Genomic DNA, 16,408 nt, shown 5'->3' with positions numbered 1-16,408 from the left:
GGACAACCTTTTTTCTTTTCAAAAATCTGCTGCATTTTACAGTAGTTTGTGTTATTACCAATTATAATTTGCTTCCACCATCTTACTTTCGTTTCCGTTGGCATCAATAGCACTGACCATCATTCGGTAACCGTTTCGGTACTTTACCTTCAATTCTCTACTATAACTGTTTGAAGTACGCGTTCTATAATGATACCAACCTGTTTTTCCAGTTTCTTTAATATTATTATAAATACGATAACTTGTTGCGCCTGGTACAGCATTCCATGTCATAGTTAACTCTTCATCGCCATCATGATATGCTTGAATGTTACTAGGAGCAGTTATTCCTAACGGATACAAAGTGTCAACGGCAGTTCGGTCGCCAGTAGAAAGTCCGCTACTCAATGTACACGCGGTTCCACCGTTCATCACAGAATTTGAATCACTTGTTGGTGTGCCAGCAATATGCGTTCCAAACGAAGAGTTTGTATGCGCAAACGTTAAACAATGTCCAATTTCATGAATCATATTGTAAAATCGCAAATTGTTTGAAACAGAACACGCATTAAAACTCAAATTAATACGAATTCTATAGCCTGGCATTCCGTCAGAAGTTGGAAACTCTGCTGCTGCAATAGTATTATTTGGTAATGGATCTGTACCATCATTCATTACCTGAATCTCAGGATTAAACAAAAATCCACCTTGATAAGGCCAATAATAATCTGTTTCATACAAAAAGATAGAACTTCCCGAATTTGCATTCCAATGTGCCATAGCATTTCTAGTAGCTGTAATCCAATTAGATGGTAATGAAGGATCAATACGAACGCCAATAGTATTGTCAGCTACCAAATACGTAGTTCTACGTTGCTTAGCTGTCATATCTTCATCGGCAATTTGTGGTCTTCCAGTTTTAGAAAAAGTAATATCATTTCCCACAAGATAATAAGAACCCATGTCTACAATATCTTTCTCAGAAAACCCAAGACTTAGAATTTCTTTCATAACAAGTTCAGATTGATCTATTTGTACTTCTGAGGCTTGTTCTTCTTCAGTAAAAGCTACATTGTCGGTGCTACAACTGAAAACAATAAAGGACATAAATGTCCAAACTAAAAATTTAATTTTTTTCATGAGTATGATTTTTGTGTTTGCCCAAACCTAGAAAGTTAATCAAGAAGTGAAGTATGGCAAAAGACTAGTTTTGGTATGGTTACAAAAGCATAATATTAAGGTTAAGATAGCTTAATAGAATAGTAGTATTAAGTTTACATTTTGTTGAGTTATTTGTATTATTTTTTAATGTTTTCAAGCCAAAATTAAGCTCATTTTTTTTGGTATATGTTTTGATGCTTTCCACATATAAACCGATTTAAATTGAAACAAATGAAAACAATTACCAAAGTTTTCATTGTCACTTTTACCGCAGCTTTTGTTTTTAAGACAAATGCTCAACAAAAGTGCAATGAAACGCTCTCACTATTCGCAGGAAATGTAAAATCTAAAAACTTTGTAAGCGCCAAGCCTCAACTAGCGTACTTAAGGGAAAACTGTGCAACAATTAATTCCGCAATCTATGCATATGGAGAAACTATGCTAAATTATGAGTTAAAAAATGCTAGCAACAAAAAAGAAGCGGCTGTAGCTTTACTTCAGTTGTACAAAGACAGAATCCAAAATGTTCCTTCAAAAACTAAAAAAGGACTCATGCTATCCAAAATTGGCGCTGTCATGCACGATTATAAAATTGGTACTATAAAAGAGCAATACACTGTATTTGATGAAGCATTTACGACCGATCAAAAAAACTTCAAAAACCCAAGACACATCTACAAATATTTTGAACTCTACCATACAATGTATACTTTAAAAGAAGATGGTGTTTCTCTGGAAAAGTTTATAGAGAAATTTGAAGAAGTCAATGCGAAATTTGACTATGAAAAAAAACGATTGCAAAATATAAAAACGAAGCTCTTAGCTAAACAGGAAAAACAAACGCTTACAACTAAAGAACAAAAAAAAATAGATGGCGCAACAAAAAATATAGCGGCAATTGATCAGTTTACAAAAAACATGGTCATACTGTTAGAAAAAGAAGCTACTTGTAAAACGTTGGTTCCGCTATATCAAAAAAAGTTAGAAATCAATAAAAATGACCTGCAATGGTTGCGCAAAACGGCGAGTCGATTAGATTCAAAAAAATGCAATGAAAGTCCTTTGTTTTTGGAATTGATCATAGCAATAGACAACATAGAACCAACTGCAAATTCAAAATATTATTTACATACAATATACAAGCGAAAAGGAGATGAAGAAAAGGCGAAAGAATATTTTGATCAATACATGGCGTATGAAACTGACGGAAGCAAAAAAGCAAAAATTCTAAACAATCTTGGAAACAAAGCGGTTCAAAAAGGGCAAAAATCAAAGGCACGCACATATTTTTTAAAAGCCATCAAATTTGATCCTACTTCAGGAACTGCTTACATAAACATAGCACGCTTATATGCGTCAAGCGCGAATGAATGCGGAACGGACGAATTCTCAAAAAGAGCCATCTATTGGAAAGCTGCCGAAATGGCAAAAAAAGCACGACAAGTTGATGCTTCTAAAAAAGGAGAAGCAACCGAACTTATAAACTCATACATGCAAGCTGCGCCAAGCAAGACAGATATCTTTAAAAAAGGATACAAAGGTGGAGAAAAAATACAAATGAAATGTTGGGTTGGTGGAAATGTAACTGTTCCGAATCTTTAAAAACGAGATACGAATTTCTTGCTTGTCACATGAAACATAATCAAAATACTATGTTAGGCAAGCAAGGAATTTAATAGCATCAAGCGCTTGTTTTAAAAAGGGTATAACGCTGTTCCAAATCAGCAATATCAGTTGCTAACAAAAAAGAAGCTTTCCCAGTTTTCATCACAATTTCGGCATATTCTTTAAGATTTTCTGTGTGCGAATTGGAAGTGTCAAATTTTAAAATAACAGTCAGTGCTTCCATCAATTTAATAATAATAAAAGGGCTCGTTTTTCCATACTGTCGAATCAAATTAAAAGCGGCTTCCAAAAACCCTTGAAACGAATCGGTAATCAAAAGCACACGTATTTGCTCATCATCATCTTTAATAGTCGAATCTGGAATTTCAGACTGTGCTAGTTTACACAAAATAGAAGTCAAATTATCAATACACACAACAGCCGTATACGGATTGTTAACACTTGGCGACAATGCTTTTGAAGCAATTTCAACAATCTGATGAATGCCAAATTCAATATCTTGAAAAAATGTTTTTTTTGTGGCAATTTTAAACATTTCTTGAAGTGAAAAATCAGAATCTAAATCTTTCTTTTCAGAAGATTGCTGTTGAAAAACTTCAAAAATTGATTGTTCCGAAACAACATAACCACCAGGTTTGTGCAACGCTTTAATAACAACTTCATAATCGCGAGCAATTGCTACCAACGCATCCAAATCAAAATACTGTATGTAGCCACTATGCTTGCAGGAAACACTTTTAATCTTTGTTAAATTGGCTGTAGCATCATCTTTTGCTTCGGAAAAAGGCAAATCTTTTTTTAAATGTCGCGGATAAATAGTTTGAATATTATTCTCAATACGATCACGCAATTCATTAATAATCTTACTTGGCTGAATGCTCATGCTAATACTATGAATAAAAATTACAAGTAAAAACACATTAAATATCGCTAAAAAGATGGCAAAAATGATAGACACATTAGGAATAAAAGCATAACTATCATTATCACGAATTGCGTTAATCACAATAATACAGTACAAAAACACACCAACATATTGTCCTAACACAACTTGATTCAGCCGTTTATACATAAAATTCTGAAGCAATCTCGGTCCAAATTGTGAAGACGCCAATTGCAATACTACAATCGTAATAGAAAACACAGTTCCGGCAATACCAACCATAGAACCTGCAATTACAGTTAAAACATTTCGACCCGATTCAGAATTCTCAGAAAAAATAATCTTAAAAATACCTTCAGGCGTAAAAGGATGCGTTTTATCAACATACAATAAAAAAACAGCGCCCAAAACACTCATGGCTATAATTAATGTAGGAACAAACCAAAAGCTATCTCTAACTTGTTTAAAAAGGTATTTTAGGTTGAGCATTGTAATAAAATTGGTTAATATTTGCTTTCGCGATAGTACTTTAAAGATACTAATAATCAGTAGTTTTTATCATGAAAATTAATTTCATTTACATAAATATAAGAAAGATTGCAAGTAACAATTTGAAAAGCAGTACTATAAAAAGATGGTTTTTTTAAGCGCAATCACTTTTTCTTCCATAGAAAATCAATAACTGTCAATTTGTAAATCAACAACTTATTTTCAGTAAAAATAATCACTAATGTTTCCATAGCGGAAATAATTGCTAAGTTGTAAAACCAAGTTTCAAAACCATATGTTGAGTTCAATAAAATAGAAGTAAAATGCAAAAATATAACAACCAACCATAGCTTGCTTAAAATTGTATTTGTCACAATAATACTTTTATACTTAATGAATGAAACAATAAAAACAATCAATTTTATGACAAAAACTTCTTTAATTGGAAAATGAAAAAAAGCAAAGTCGTGCTCAAATTCAAAATAATTAAACTGTACATAAATACTAATAATAATACTAAAAAATGCTACAATCCAGAATATATAATAGCTAAATGCTTCAAATGGAGTTTTTGGATAATTTCTTTGTAACAAATCAAAAATCAGCATAACAAATAGGATGCTAAAAGCAATTAAATCGTATACGCCCCAAAGTTTTGAAAAGAGTGTGGTTACAAATAAAAGCATAGCAACGAATCGAATGTAAGCTTTTATATTTGCTTGTATGTGAAGCATAAATTTTGCTATCAAAATCTTTGGATGATTCATGAGTGTAAAGTTAAGCAAATTGCGAAATTATATAAGAATTAGTTACCTTCGTTGCATGCTAAAAAAATATGAACACATAGAAGCTTTATTAGTAGATGCCACAAAAGAAGAATTGTATGAAAAACTAATTACACAACTAAACAAAGACTTTACTTTAGCTAACATTGAAGAATCGTTCTCAGCTACAATTTCGCCAGAAACACTCAAAAAAGAGTTGCATGCAACTGTATATCAGTTAATTCAAGAAAAATTTGCGGAATACCTCAATCTATTATACATCATGGATGTGTCGGAAGCTAAAATAAAAGCGCTTGATGGTTCGGATGTTGTAGAACTTTCAGAACAAGTTGCTTTTCTATTGTTGCAACGCGAATGGCAAAAAGTTTGGTTTAAAAATAAACTCTAAAAAACGGTACCAACGCATCTGCATAAATGCTCTTATCATCATCGTGTAGCACATTATACCGAACACCAACGGTAATATTATTTGTAGTATATCCAATACCAAAAAACACGGCTGGCTGCCAATAATTATCATCTATAAAAATTGGATCGTCAAAATCACGACTCACATTCATATACTCAAACTCTGTAGAAAGTTGAATTTCCCGCAAAGGATTATACAAGCCTATAAAACTTCCACCAACAATAGTCGATTTAAAAAAATCATCATCCTTAAAATAGGTGTAACTTAAAGAAACACCAGCGGCAAACTGTGCATCAAAATCATAAATAGCACTCGGAGCTACAGTTGCACTAAAAATATTATTTCCAAAACTCAATCCAACACCGCCACCAAAACGAACATTGCGCCAAAAATCACTTCCTTGTGATGGTACATTTGATTGTCCAAAACATAAACATGAAAACAAACACATAAAAATTACGAATACAATATTTTTAGGGTGGAAAAAATTAGAATCTCTCATTTCTGTTAAAATCTTAAATAATTATCATATAAATATATGTAAAAGATATGATGTGTTTTTTACAAAAGTTGTATTTTTGATAAAATTTTGTCAAAACAAGACAGGAAGAAAAAAACATGGATAGATTTTCCTTTTTAAATGCAGCACATACGGCATACTTTGCTGAATTATACGATCAATATTTACAAAACCCTGATAGCATTGAACCAAGTTGGCGTGCTTTCTTTCAAGGATACGACTTTGGAACAGAAAGTTATGGAGAAGAGCAAGACGCTCCAACTGTAGCGGCTCCGCAAATAGTGGTGCCAGAAAATGTAAAAAAAGAGTTTCAAGTAGTAAAACTTATTGATGCATATCGTACACGTGGTCATTTATTTACAAGAACAAACCCAGTACGGGAACGAAGAAAATACGAGCCTACATTAGCACTGGAAAACTTTGGTTTATCAGACACCGATTTGAATAAATCATTTGAAGCTGGCGAAATATTAGGACTTGGAAAAACAACATTGCAAAACATCGTTTCACACTTAGTTCGTATTTATTGCGAATCAATTGGTGTGGAATATATGTATATCAGAAAGCCAGAGCAAATTGAGTGGATTCAGCAAAAACTGAACGAAAGTGACAATCATCCAAGCTTTTCAGCAGATGAAAAAAAGCACATTCTCAAAAAGCTAAACGAAGCTGTTTCGTTTGAAAGTTTCTTACACACAAAATATGTAGGTCAAAAACGATTCTCACTCGAAGGTGGCGAATCGCTAATTCCTGCATTGGATGCTGTAGTTGAAAAAGCAGCAGAAAAAGGTGTGCAAGATTTCATTTTAGGAATGGCTCACAGAGGTCGTTTAAATGTATTAACAAACCTCTTTGGCAAATCTGCAAAAAATATATTCAGTGAGTTTGACGGAAAAGACTATGCGGAAGCAATCTTTGATGGTGATGTAAAATATCATTTAGGTCTCACTTCTGATCGTGAAACAGATACAGGGAAAAAAATAAGCATGAATATTGCGCCAAATCCTTCACATTTAGAAACTGTTGGTGCAGTAGTAGAAGGAATTGCAAGAGCAAAACAAGATCGTTTTCATGCGGATGACTTCTCAAAAGTATTACCCATTGTAATTCATGGTGATGCGGCAATTGCCGGACAAGGCTTGGTATACGAAATTGTACAAATGTCTCAACTTGATGGTTACAAAACAGGCGGAACTATTCATATAGTCGTAAACAATCAAGTCGGATTTACTACAAACTACTTAGATGCACGTTCGTCAACATACTGTACAGATGTTGGAAAAGTAACACTATCGCCAGTATTACACGTAAATGCAGATGCTCCAGAAGCAGTTGTACATGCAGCTTTGTTTGCACTAGAATACAGAATGACATTTAAGCGTGATGTATTTATTGACTTACTAGGATATCGTCGTTACGGACACAATGAAGGTGACGAACCGCGATTTACACAACCGAAGTTATACAAAGCAATCAAGCATCATAAAAACACACGAGATATTTATGCGGCTAAACTAATTGAGCAAGGGATTATTGATGATTCCTATGTAAAAGGATTAGAAAAAGCATACAAAGACAAATTAGAAGAAAAACTTGAAGATTCTCGTAAAGAAGAAAAAACAGTCATTACACCATTCATGCAAGATACTTGGAGCGGATTTAACCGAGTTGATGAACATGAAATGGCAAAAGATATTGACACTTCATATCCGAAAGAAAAACTAGAAGGAATTGCAAAAGTTGTTTCTAAATTGCCAGAAGATAAAAAGTTCTTGCGAAAAATTGATCGTATTGTTTCTGACCGACATGATATGTTTTTTGAAAAGAATGCAATCGATTGGGGAATGGGAGAAATGCTAGCATACGGATCATTACTACAAGAAGGTTTTGATGTACGTATCTCTGGACAAGATGTAGAAAGAGGAACGTTCTCGCACAGACATGCAGTTGTAAAAGTTGAAGCGTCAGAAGAAGAAATTAAGTTGCTAGACAATGTAGGAGAAAATCAAGGCAATTTTTACATCTACAACTCGTTCTTGTCAGAATATGGTGTCGTAGGATTTGATTACGGATACGCCATGGCAAGTCCAAATACACTAACAATTTGGGAAGCACAATTTGGAGATTTCAGTAATGGAGCGCAAATTATGATTGACCAATACATATCTTCGGCAGAAGATAAATGGAAAACACAAAACGGATTGGTATTACTATTGCCACACGGATACGAAGGACAAGGTGCAGAACATTCATCAGCGCGTATGGAACGGTATTTACAAATGTGTGCAAAAGACAATATGTATATTGCCGATTGTACAACGCCAGCCAACTTCTATCACTTGTTACGTCGTCAGATGAAAGCAAACTTTAGAAAACCATTAATTGTATTTACTCCTAAAAGTTTACTACGTCTTCCAGCGGCAGTATCAACTGTTGACGATTTTGCTAACGGAAGTTTCCAAACGTTAATTGATGATGCTGCAGTAAAAGTTGATAAGGTAAAAACAGTCGTATTCTGTACAGGTAAATTTTATTACGATTTACATAAAGAACGAGAAGATCAAGGTAGAGAAGATGTGGCGCTAGTTCGATTAGAGCAATTATTCCCGTTGCCGAAAACAAAAATAAAAGAAGTAATAGCAAAATATACAAACGCAGACGATATTGTTTGGGCACAAGAAGAACCAAGAAATATGGGCGCGTACAGTCATTTATTAATGCATTTAGACGAAGCTAAAACTTTCAGAGTTGCTTCAAGAAGATTTTATGGCGCGCCAGCGGCTGGAAGTGCAGTGCGTTCAAACCGTCGTCATAAAGAAGTAATTGCATACGTTTTTGATAAAACTAAAGATAATATGCGTTAAGGATAGCATTTCGACTTAGCTCAATGTTCAACTAAAGCAAGTCAGCAATATCCAGTAATATAACAGTGGTCACTGAGCGAAGTCGAAGTGAACGCCCCAATAAAAATAAAATAAAAACTAAAATATAGAACACGATGATTTTAGAAATGAAAGTTCCTTCGCCAGGAGAATCAATCACAGAAGTAGAAATTGCAGAATGGTTAGTACAAGATGGCGATTACGTAGAAAAAGACCAAGCAATTGCTGAGGTTGATTCTGATAAGGCAACCTTAGAATTGCCAGCAGAAGCTAGTGGAACAATCACCTTAAAAGCAGAAGAAGGCGATGCCGTTGAAGTTGGACAAGTAGTTTGTTTAATTGATACAAGTGCTGCTGCTCCAAGTGGAGACGCTCCAAAAGAAGAAAAGAAAGCGGAAGCACCAAAAGCAGAAGCGCCTAAAAAGGAAGAAACGCCAAAAGCTACCGAACCTGCAAAAACATATGCTTCAGGAAGCGCTTCTCCAGCAGCTAAGAAAATACTAGCTGAAAAAGGAATTGCCGCAAATGAAGTAAAAGGAACAGGAAAAGACGGACGTGTTACAAAAGATGACGCCGCAAACGCACAACCAAGTATGGGAACTCCATCTGGTGGAACGCGTGGAAGCGAGCGCAAAAAACTATCAATGTTACGTAGAAAAGTTGCGGAACGTTTGGTAGCTGCTAAAAATGAAACGGCAATGCTAACGACATTCAATGAAGTTAACATGGCGCCAATTTTTGAATTGCGTAAAGAATACAAAGAAACGTTTAAAGCAAAGCATGGTGTAAGTTTAGGATTCATGTCTTTCTTTACTTTAGCTATTGTAAGAGCCTTAAAACTATATCCGGCAGTAAACTCAATGATTGATGGAAAAGAAATGATCAGTTATGATTTCTGTGACATTAGTATTGCAGTTTCTGGACCAAAAGGACTCATGGTTCCTGTAATTAGAAATGCAGAAAACTTATCGTTTAGAGGCGTAGAAGCTGAAGTAAAGCGATTAGCAATCAGAGCGCGTGACGGACAAATTACCGTTGATGAAATGACAGGTGGAACATTTACCATATCAAATGGTGGAGTTTTCGGAAGTATGTTATCAACACCAATTATCAATCCGCCACAATCTGGAATCTTAGGAATGCACAATATTGTAGAAAGACCAATGGCTGTTAATGGACAAGTGGTAATTCTTCCAATTATGTATGTTGCATTGTCATATGATCACAGAATCATTGATGGAAAAGAATCTGTAGGATTCTTAGTAGCTGTAAAAGAAGCACTAGAAAATCCAACGGAATTACTAATGGATAACAATGTAAAAAGAGCATTGGAATTATAATCCAATCAAAAAATATATTCAGAAAGCCGTTGCATCTATTGTAACGGCTTTTTTCTTTAACTCAGTTTTTCGGAAGTTAATATTGATTTTTCTTTAACATAAAACTCACTGATTTTTCGTAAATTGTAATACCAATACCACTTTCTAGCTGTCGCGAATAAAGTACTAAACCAACCGATTATGAAAAACATCTTCTTTATTATTTCACTTTTATTCAGTACCACCATTTTTGCACAATACAACGTTACACTTGATGCATTTGTGTTGGATGCCGAAACCAAAAAACCTATTCCGCATGCAAACATTCATTGTGTTGGCAAGGATATTAAAGGTGTTACTAATTCGCTTGGACAATTTACAATTATATATGATGATGCGTATGTAAATTCAGCAGATACCTTTCAGTTTCAAGCATTAAATTACAATTCCCTTACGGTAGATGTGTCAAAGTTGAGTAACTATCTTTCCAAAACAAACAGCATATATCTATCTCCTAAAAAAGTAGAAAAATTTCAGAATACAATTTCAGGAACCATTTATAATGAAGAAAAACAAACGGTTCAGAATGCTATAGTTCGTGTAAAAAACACCTTTACGGAAACACAAACTAATGTGGATGGAACGTTTATAATTGATGCTGAAATTGGTGATATTTTGCAAGTAGATTTTATTGGGATGAATCCGTATGAGGTTGTAATAAAAAATGAAAACCCAATACACATAAAACTAACTTCAAGTGGCGAATTGCTAGATGCAGTTTTGCTTGAAGGAAAAAAGGAGAAAAAGAAAAAACGCTATGTTGATAGCGGATTTGGGATGGTAGATATTGATTCTTATGGGTTAGGATCTGTAATAAAATCAGAAGATATTGGTTGGCATCGTATCAATATTACAAATGTTTTAAGTGGACGCATTGCTGGATTGCAAATTAATTCGATACAAGGAAATTCTGGCCCGAGTGTTCTTGCGGGAAATAGTTTTGGTGTAGCAAAAAGTAAAACTCCATTACGTGCAGGACAAACAATAATGAGATTAAGAGGAAAAGAAGTGCTTGTTTTTTATGACGGAAATCCATTTTATGGCGATATAAATGATATCAATGTCAATACAGTTGATAATATTGTAGTTGTACGCTCTTTGTCAAGAACTGTTTTGTATGGTGGAAGACCAGCTATGTTGATTACCTCTAAAAACAGATTCATCTCAACGGACGAAAACGGAAGTACAATCAATTCAGTATTAGTAACAGGAAATGATTATAAAGAGTCGATTCCTATGATTTCAGAAAAAGAAACGACTCATTATTTAGCCGAACTTCAAACGGCGAGTACTTACGAAGAAGCTTTGTCAATCTACAATGTACAATCGCGAAAAGCCAAACATCAAAACATACCTTATTATGTAGATGTTTCTGATTATTTCAAAAAATGGAATCCTAAAAAAGCAGTCGAAATTGTCGCAAACATTGAAAAAATTGCAGGAAACAATCCGAAAGCGTTGAAAACATTAGCCTACAAGTTGGAAGAAGCGAATCAGTTTGAAAAAGCAAAACATGTGTATCAGCGAATTGCAACACTTTTGCCAAATTCGGCACAATCGTATCGTGACTTAGCAGTGATATATAAACGAACAGGAAACTATCAAGAATCGTTGAATTTATATGTAAAAATGTTGACAAATTCCTATGAAAATATAAACTTTTCAGGCTTGGATAAGCCGCTTGTAAGCGAAATTCAGCAATTGCTACGCAGACATCGAGTTAATCTTGAGTACGACGAAATACCAACAAACATGCTTACAGCAACCTTTAAATATGATGTGCGAATAGTAATAGAATGGAATGAAGTTGATACCGAATTTGAATTTCAATTCGTAAATCCTAAAAATAAATTTTACAAATGGGAACATTCTGTAGCCGCAAACAAAGAACGAATGCTTGATGAAGTGAAAAATGGCTATCAGATGAAAGAATTTATAATAGACGACGTCAATAATGCAGGCGAATGGGTTGTGAACATAAAAACATTGGAAAATGAAAAACCATTCAATCCTACGTATTTAAAATATACTGTATACAGAAATTATGGTGAGCCAAATGAAGCGTGCTCAGTTAAAGTTGTAAAACTATATAAGCAACAACAAAAAGTAACACTTGATAAAGTTCAATATCAGCCAGTTACAATAGCGCATACGCGTTAACGCAGAAACCCGCGACTAATAAAATAGCTTGGATAATAAATAAAATAATTGTTCGTCTGTTATTTTGAGCTAGGGAATTCATATCAAAACAGGGTTTATATTAGAATGATGTAAAATTCCAAAAAAATAAGTTGCTATTTATACGTGAAATCACCTGTTTTTTTAATGAAACTCAACTTTTCAAAGCCAGAATGGCGCGTGTAAAGTTGTTAGTTGAATTAACTCCGTTGCCGAACGGAGTCTTTTTCAATGTTATCTTTTTAGTTAAAAACTCAACTTTTCAAAGCCAGAATGGTGCGTGTAAAGTTGTTAGTTGAATTAACTCCGTTGCCGAACGGAGTCTTTTTCAATGTCATCTTTTAGTTAAAAACTCAACTTTTCAAAGCCAGAATGGCGCGTGTAAAGTTGTTAGTTGAATTAACTCCGTTGCCGAACGGAGTCTTTTTCAATGTCATCTTCTAGTTAAAAACTCAACTTTTCAAAGCCAGTGTGGCTTAATTCAAAGACTCAAAGATGTTTTTTGTTTGCAGTTTGAATAGTAAAATACAAAGAAGATTCTATTTTCTCTATTCTATGTTCTAACATCAATATTTTTTAGATTGAAAGATTAAAGGATAGCTTTTAGTTCAAAATAGATAGTATTTCACTATAATTAATTCATTTTAACTCACAACTCACAACTCACAACTCACTATTTCAAATACAAACAATTCTTATCATAATCAATCACAGCTTTTCCTTTTCTCAAAATATCAGCACCAATAATTCCGTGTACAGGTTGCGCTTCATGTTGTGTTAAAGCAGTATTTACATGATCTAAATTAAAAAGCACCAACGCAATACGTTGTTTAGACCATTTTCCTAAAGAAACCGTATTCTTTTTAGAAATTTGAGTTTCCATATTAATAGCACCAGCACCAGCGGCTTTAATTTTTGAAGCTTTCGCAATCAAATTAAATGTTTCAACAGCTTCAAAACCAACACATGAAGTAGAAGCACCAGTATCTAAAATAAAACTTCCTTCAATCCCATTAATCTTTGCTTTCACTTCATAATGATTTGTGTTAATTCTATTCAGCTTAATGCGCTGATATCCTTTATCAAGTAAAAACTTTCGCAAACTCTTTTTCATATATAAAAAGTAATATCAATTTGTGCTAAAATACAAATCAAATCCTATGCCTAAACATTATAAATGTTATTATTGTCAGGCAAGAAGTGACAAGCGCTATGAAAATGATAAAAATTTGTCATACTTTTTAAAAAGAAGCTATGCATACTTCCATTGAAATACTATTTTTACGGCATGATAATTACAGATACACATACACACTTATATAGTGAAGCATTTGATGAAGATAGAAATGATATGATGCAACGCGCTATCAATAATGGTGTAACACGATTTTTTGTACCAGCAATAGATTCAGCCTACACGGAACGCATGTTTCAACTTGAAAAAGACTATCCTAATGAAGTATTTCTCATGTCAGGATTGCATCCAACACATGTAAAAGAAAATTACAAAGAAGAATTGGCGCATGTTTCCGAACTATTAGCAAGACGAAAATTCTATGCAATTGGTGAAATTGGAATCGATTTATATTGGGACAAAACATTCTTGCCACAACAACAAGAAGCATTTCAATATCAAATTCAACTAGCTAAAAAATATAAACTTCCAATTGTAATTCACTGTAGAGATGCGTTTGATGAGGTTTTTGAAGTATTAGAAAAAGAAAAAAGTGACGATTTATTCGGAATATTTCATTGCTTTACTGGCACAAAAGAACAGGCAAAACAAGCAATTGGCTACAACATGAAACTAGGAATTGGTGGTGTCGTGACTTTCAAGAATGGTAAAATTGATAAATTTTTAAACGAAATTCCGTTAGAACATATTGTTTTAGAAACCGATTCGCCATATTTAGCGCCAACGCCATACAGAGGCAAACGAAACGAAAGTAGTTATGTAATGAATGTGCTGGAAAAAGTTGCAACCATCTATCAACTAACCAAAACTGAAGTGGCGCGTGTTACTACGGAAAACTCAAAAGCAGTTTTCGGAATCTAACTTAAAATATTTTTGATAACTGATAACTGATAACTGATAACTGATAACTGATACAACCAACTAACCAAACCTATGACACAACCAACTATTTTACTCATATATACAGGTGGAACGATCGGAATGATCAAGGATTTCGAAACGGGAGCTTTGCGTGCTTTTGATTTTGACAAACTCTTAGAGCGTATTCCAGAGCTTTCTCACTTAGATTGTGACATAGAAACGGTCGCTTTTGACAATCCGATAGATTCTTCTAATATGAATACAGGATATTGGATTCAACTAGCAGAAATAATAGAAGAACGCTATGAAGCATTTGATGGTTTTGTGGTATTACACGGAAGTGATACAATGAGTTATACAGCTTCTGCATTGAGTTTTATGTTGGAAAACTTAGCAAAACCTGTAATTTTTACAGGTTCTCAGTTGCCAATTGGTGATTTGCGAACAGATGCCAAAGAAAATCTAATTACGTCTATTCAAATTGCTTCTCTGAGAGATAAAAACGGGAATCCACAAATTACTGAAGTTGGGCTCTATTTTGAATATAAATTGTACAGAGCAAACAGAACTACTAAAATAAATGCGGAACATTTTGAAGCATTTGCCTCTTTAAATTATCCTCCTTTAGCAGAATCTGGCGTACATTTAAAAGTTTTTAAAGAAAATTTATTGCCAAAAACGAGGAAAAAAACCTTTAAAGTTCAAAAAAAGCTAGACGAAAATGTTGCATTAATCAAACTATTTCCAGGCATAACATTACCAAGTTTGGAAGGATTTCTGTCGTCAAATAGTTTAAAAGCGATCATTTTAGAAACTTACGGAGCTGGAAATGCACCAACAGAGCCGTGGTTTTTAGATTTTTTAAGAAAAATCAAAGAAAAAGGCATAATTGTTGTGAATGTAACACAATGTTCTGGAGGAAAAGTGATCATGGGACAATACGAAACGAGTGTTGCATTAAAAAAACTGAGAATAATTAGCGGAAAAGACGTCACAACTGAAGCCGCAGTCACAAAATTAATGTATCTTTTGGGCAGGAAAATAAACCATTCTGTGTTTAAAACTATGTTTGAAACACCAATAAGAGGCGAAATGTCATAAAATAGCAAGATATATTTCAAAAACTAAAATATTTTTTGTTATTTGCTCGACGATAGAGAGAGGTGGCCGAGTGGTCGAAGGCGCACGCCTGGAAAGTGTGTATGCGGCATAACCGTATCGAGGGTTCGAATCCCTTCCTCTCTGCATAAATTTATCGTAAATAATTATAAATTTTTTATATCTTTAACCCGATTAACTAACAAAATTTAAGTTCAAGAGAAATGAAAAAAGGATTTTCTATTATGGCTGTAGCCATGTTAACGATTTTAAATGTAGGTGTTGCAACTGCTCAAGATGCATCTCAAACTGCAGCAGACTCACAAGGTTTTCACCAAATTTTAAAGGATTACTTTATTAAAGGTGGACCAGGATTCATGGGGATTGTATTATTATGTCTTATTTTAGGACTGGCAATATGTATCGAAAGAATCATTTATTTAAATATGGCATCAACAAACAATAAGAAATTATTAGCAAATGTTGAGAACGCTTTAGCAGATGGTGGTGTAGAAGCAGCAAAAGAAGTTGCACGAAACACAAAAGGACCAGTTGCCTCTATCTTCTATCAAGGTTTAGACCGTATGGATGAAGGAGTTGACAATGCTGAAAAAGCTGTTGTAGCTTATGGAGGTGTTCAAATGGGACAATTAGAAAGAAACGTATCGTGGATTTCATTATTCATCGCCATTGCGCCGATGTTAGGATTCATGGGAACGGTAATTGGTATGATTCAAGCCTTTGATAAAATTGCGGCTGTAGGATCATTAGATGCATCGTTAATTGCGAGTTCTATTCAGGTAGCCTTATTAACGACTGTATTCGGTCTTATCGTGGGTATTATCCTTCAAATTTTCTACAACTATATTATTGCTAAGATTGATAGTATTGTAAACGATATGGAAGATTCATCTATTTCTTTAATAGATTTATTGGTTCGTTACAAGAAATAATACTGTCAAC

Annotated in this window: 13 protein-coding genes and 1 tRNA gene; 9 read left to right on the top strand and 5 right to left on the bottom strand. The window is 34.0% G+C overall.

Annotated features, from left to right (window positions below):
• Window positions 1-54: 54 nt before the first annotated feature.
• Complete coding sequence (locus ACQ654_RS11510; RefSeq protein ID WP_430410478.1) at window positions 55-1,119, bottom strand: M57 family metalloprotease; 1,065 nt, start codon at window positions 1,117-1,119, stop codon at window positions 55-57.
• A 252-nt stretch (window positions 1,120-1,371) separates the two neighbouring features.
• Between ACQ654_RS11510 and ACQ654_RS11505 the strand changes: the two genes are divergently transcribed.
• A complete protein-coding gene (locus ACQ654_RS11505; RefSeq protein WP_430410477.1) occupies window positions 1,372-2,742 on the top strand; it encodes a tetratricopeptide repeat protein in 1,371 nt (456 codons plus the stop codon).
• Window positions 2,743-2,821: 79 nt separating this feature from the next.
• On the opposite strand, the gene ACQ654_RS11500 is transcribed toward ACQ654_RS11505, so the two are convergent.
• A complete protein-coding gene (locus tag ACQ654_RS11500; protein WP_430410476.1) occupies window positions 2,822-4,138 on the bottom strand; it encodes a DUF2254 domain-containing protein in 1,317 nt (438 codons plus the stop codon).
• Between the two features lie 164 nt (window positions 4,139-4,302).
• Entirely contained in the window at window positions 4,303-4,905 is a 603-nt protein-coding gene (locus tag ACQ654_RS11495) for a hypothetical protein (protein WP_430410475.1), read from the bottom strand.
• A gap of 55 nt (window positions 4,906-4,960) precedes the next feature.
• Here ACQ654_RS11495 and ACQ654_RS11490 point away from each other — a divergent pair, with 55 nt between their 5' ends.
• Window positions 4,961-5,311, top strand: a complete 351-nt coding sequence (locus tag ACQ654_RS11490) for a hypothetical protein (protein ID WP_430410474.1) — start codon at window positions 4,961-4,963, stop codon at window positions 5,309-5,311.
• Here the strand turns inward: ACQ654_RS11490 and ACQ654_RS11485 are convergent.
• On the bottom strand, window positions 5,295-5,834 hold the full coding sequence (locus ACQ654_RS11485; protein ID WP_430410473.1) for an alpha-ketoglutarate decarboxylase: 540 nt from the start codon (window positions 5,832-5,834) through the stop codon (window positions 5,295-5,297). The two genes, ACQ654_RS11490 and ACQ654_RS11485, sit on opposite strands and share 17 nt — an antisense overlap.
• 116 nt (window positions 5,835-5,950) lie before the next feature.
• On the opposite strand from ACQ654_RS11485, the gene ACQ654_RS11480 reads away from it, so the two are divergent.
• The 3 genes from ACQ654_RS11480 (at window position 5,951) to ACQ654_RS11470 (ending at window position 12,273) form a co-directional block, all read left to right on the top strand.
• The gene (locus ACQ654_RS11480) at window positions 5,951-8,716 is read left to right on the top strand and encodes a 2-oxoglutarate dehydrogenase E1 component (protein ID WP_430410472.1); all 2,766 of its coding nucleotides are present in this window, start codon (window positions 5,951-5,953) and stop codon (window positions 8,714-8,716) included.
• 134 nt (window positions 8,717-8,850) lie between these two features.
• Entirely contained in the window at window positions 8,851-10,074 is a 1,224-nt protein-coding gene (gene odhB / locus ACQ654_RS11475) for a 2-oxoglutarate dehydrogenase complex dihydrolipoyllysine-residue succinyltransferase (protein WP_430410471.1), read from the top strand.
• 180 nt (window positions 10,075-10,254) lie between these two features.
• Window positions 10,255-12,273, top strand: coding sequence for a carboxypeptidase-like regulatory domain-containing protein (locus ACQ654_RS11470; protein ID WP_430410470.1), 2,019 nt, complete (start codon window positions 10,255-10,257; stop codon window positions 12,271-12,273).
• Window positions 12,274-12,964: 691 nt separating this feature from the next.
• Here the strand turns inward: ACQ654_RS11470 and ACQ654_RS11465 are convergent.
• The gene (locus ACQ654_RS11465) at window positions 12,965-13,405 is read right to left on the bottom strand and encodes a retropepsin-like aspartic protease (protein WP_430410469.1); all 441 of its coding nucleotides are present in this window, start codon (window positions 13,403-13,405) and stop codon (window positions 12,965-12,967) included.
• Window positions 13,406-13,579: 174 nt separating this feature from the next.
• On the opposite strand from ACQ654_RS11465, the gene ACQ654_RS11460 reads away from it, so the two are divergent.
• The 4 genes from ACQ654_RS11460 (at window position 13,580) to ACQ654_RS11445 (ending at window position 16,398) form a co-directional block, all read left to right on the top strand.
• On the top strand, window positions 13,580-14,347 hold the full coding sequence (locus ACQ654_RS11460) for a TatD family hydrolase (protein WP_430410468.1): 768 nt from the start codon (window positions 13,580-13,582) through the stop codon (window positions 14,345-14,347).
• A 72-nt stretch (window positions 14,348-14,419) separates the two neighbouring features.
• The gene (locus tag ACQ654_RS11455; protein ID WP_430410467.1) at window positions 14,420-15,448 is read left to right on the top strand and encodes an asparaginase; all 1,029 of its coding nucleotides are present in this window, start codon (window positions 14,420-14,422) and stop codon (window positions 15,446-15,448) included.
• A 56-nt stretch (window positions 15,449-15,504) separates the two neighbouring features.
• Window positions 15,505-15,592 (top strand) — tRNA-Ser (locus ACQ654_RS11450).
• Window positions 15,593-15,669: 77 nt separating this feature from the next.
• Window positions 15,670-16,398, top strand: a complete 729-nt coding sequence (locus ACQ654_RS11445) for a MotA/TolQ/ExbB proton channel family protein (RefSeq protein ID WP_430410466.1) — start codon at window positions 15,670-15,672, stop codon at window positions 16,396-16,398.
• The last annotated feature ends 10 nt before the right edge of the window (window positions 16,399-16,408 follow it).

It is taken from the genome of Kordia sp. (assembly GCF_965283645.1).
In the GTDB taxonomy this organism is placed as follows: domain Bacteria; phylum Bacteroidota; class Bacteroidia; order Flavobacteriales; family Flavobacteriaceae; genus Kordia.
This window is presented reverse-complemented; position numbering and strand designations above follow the sequence as displayed.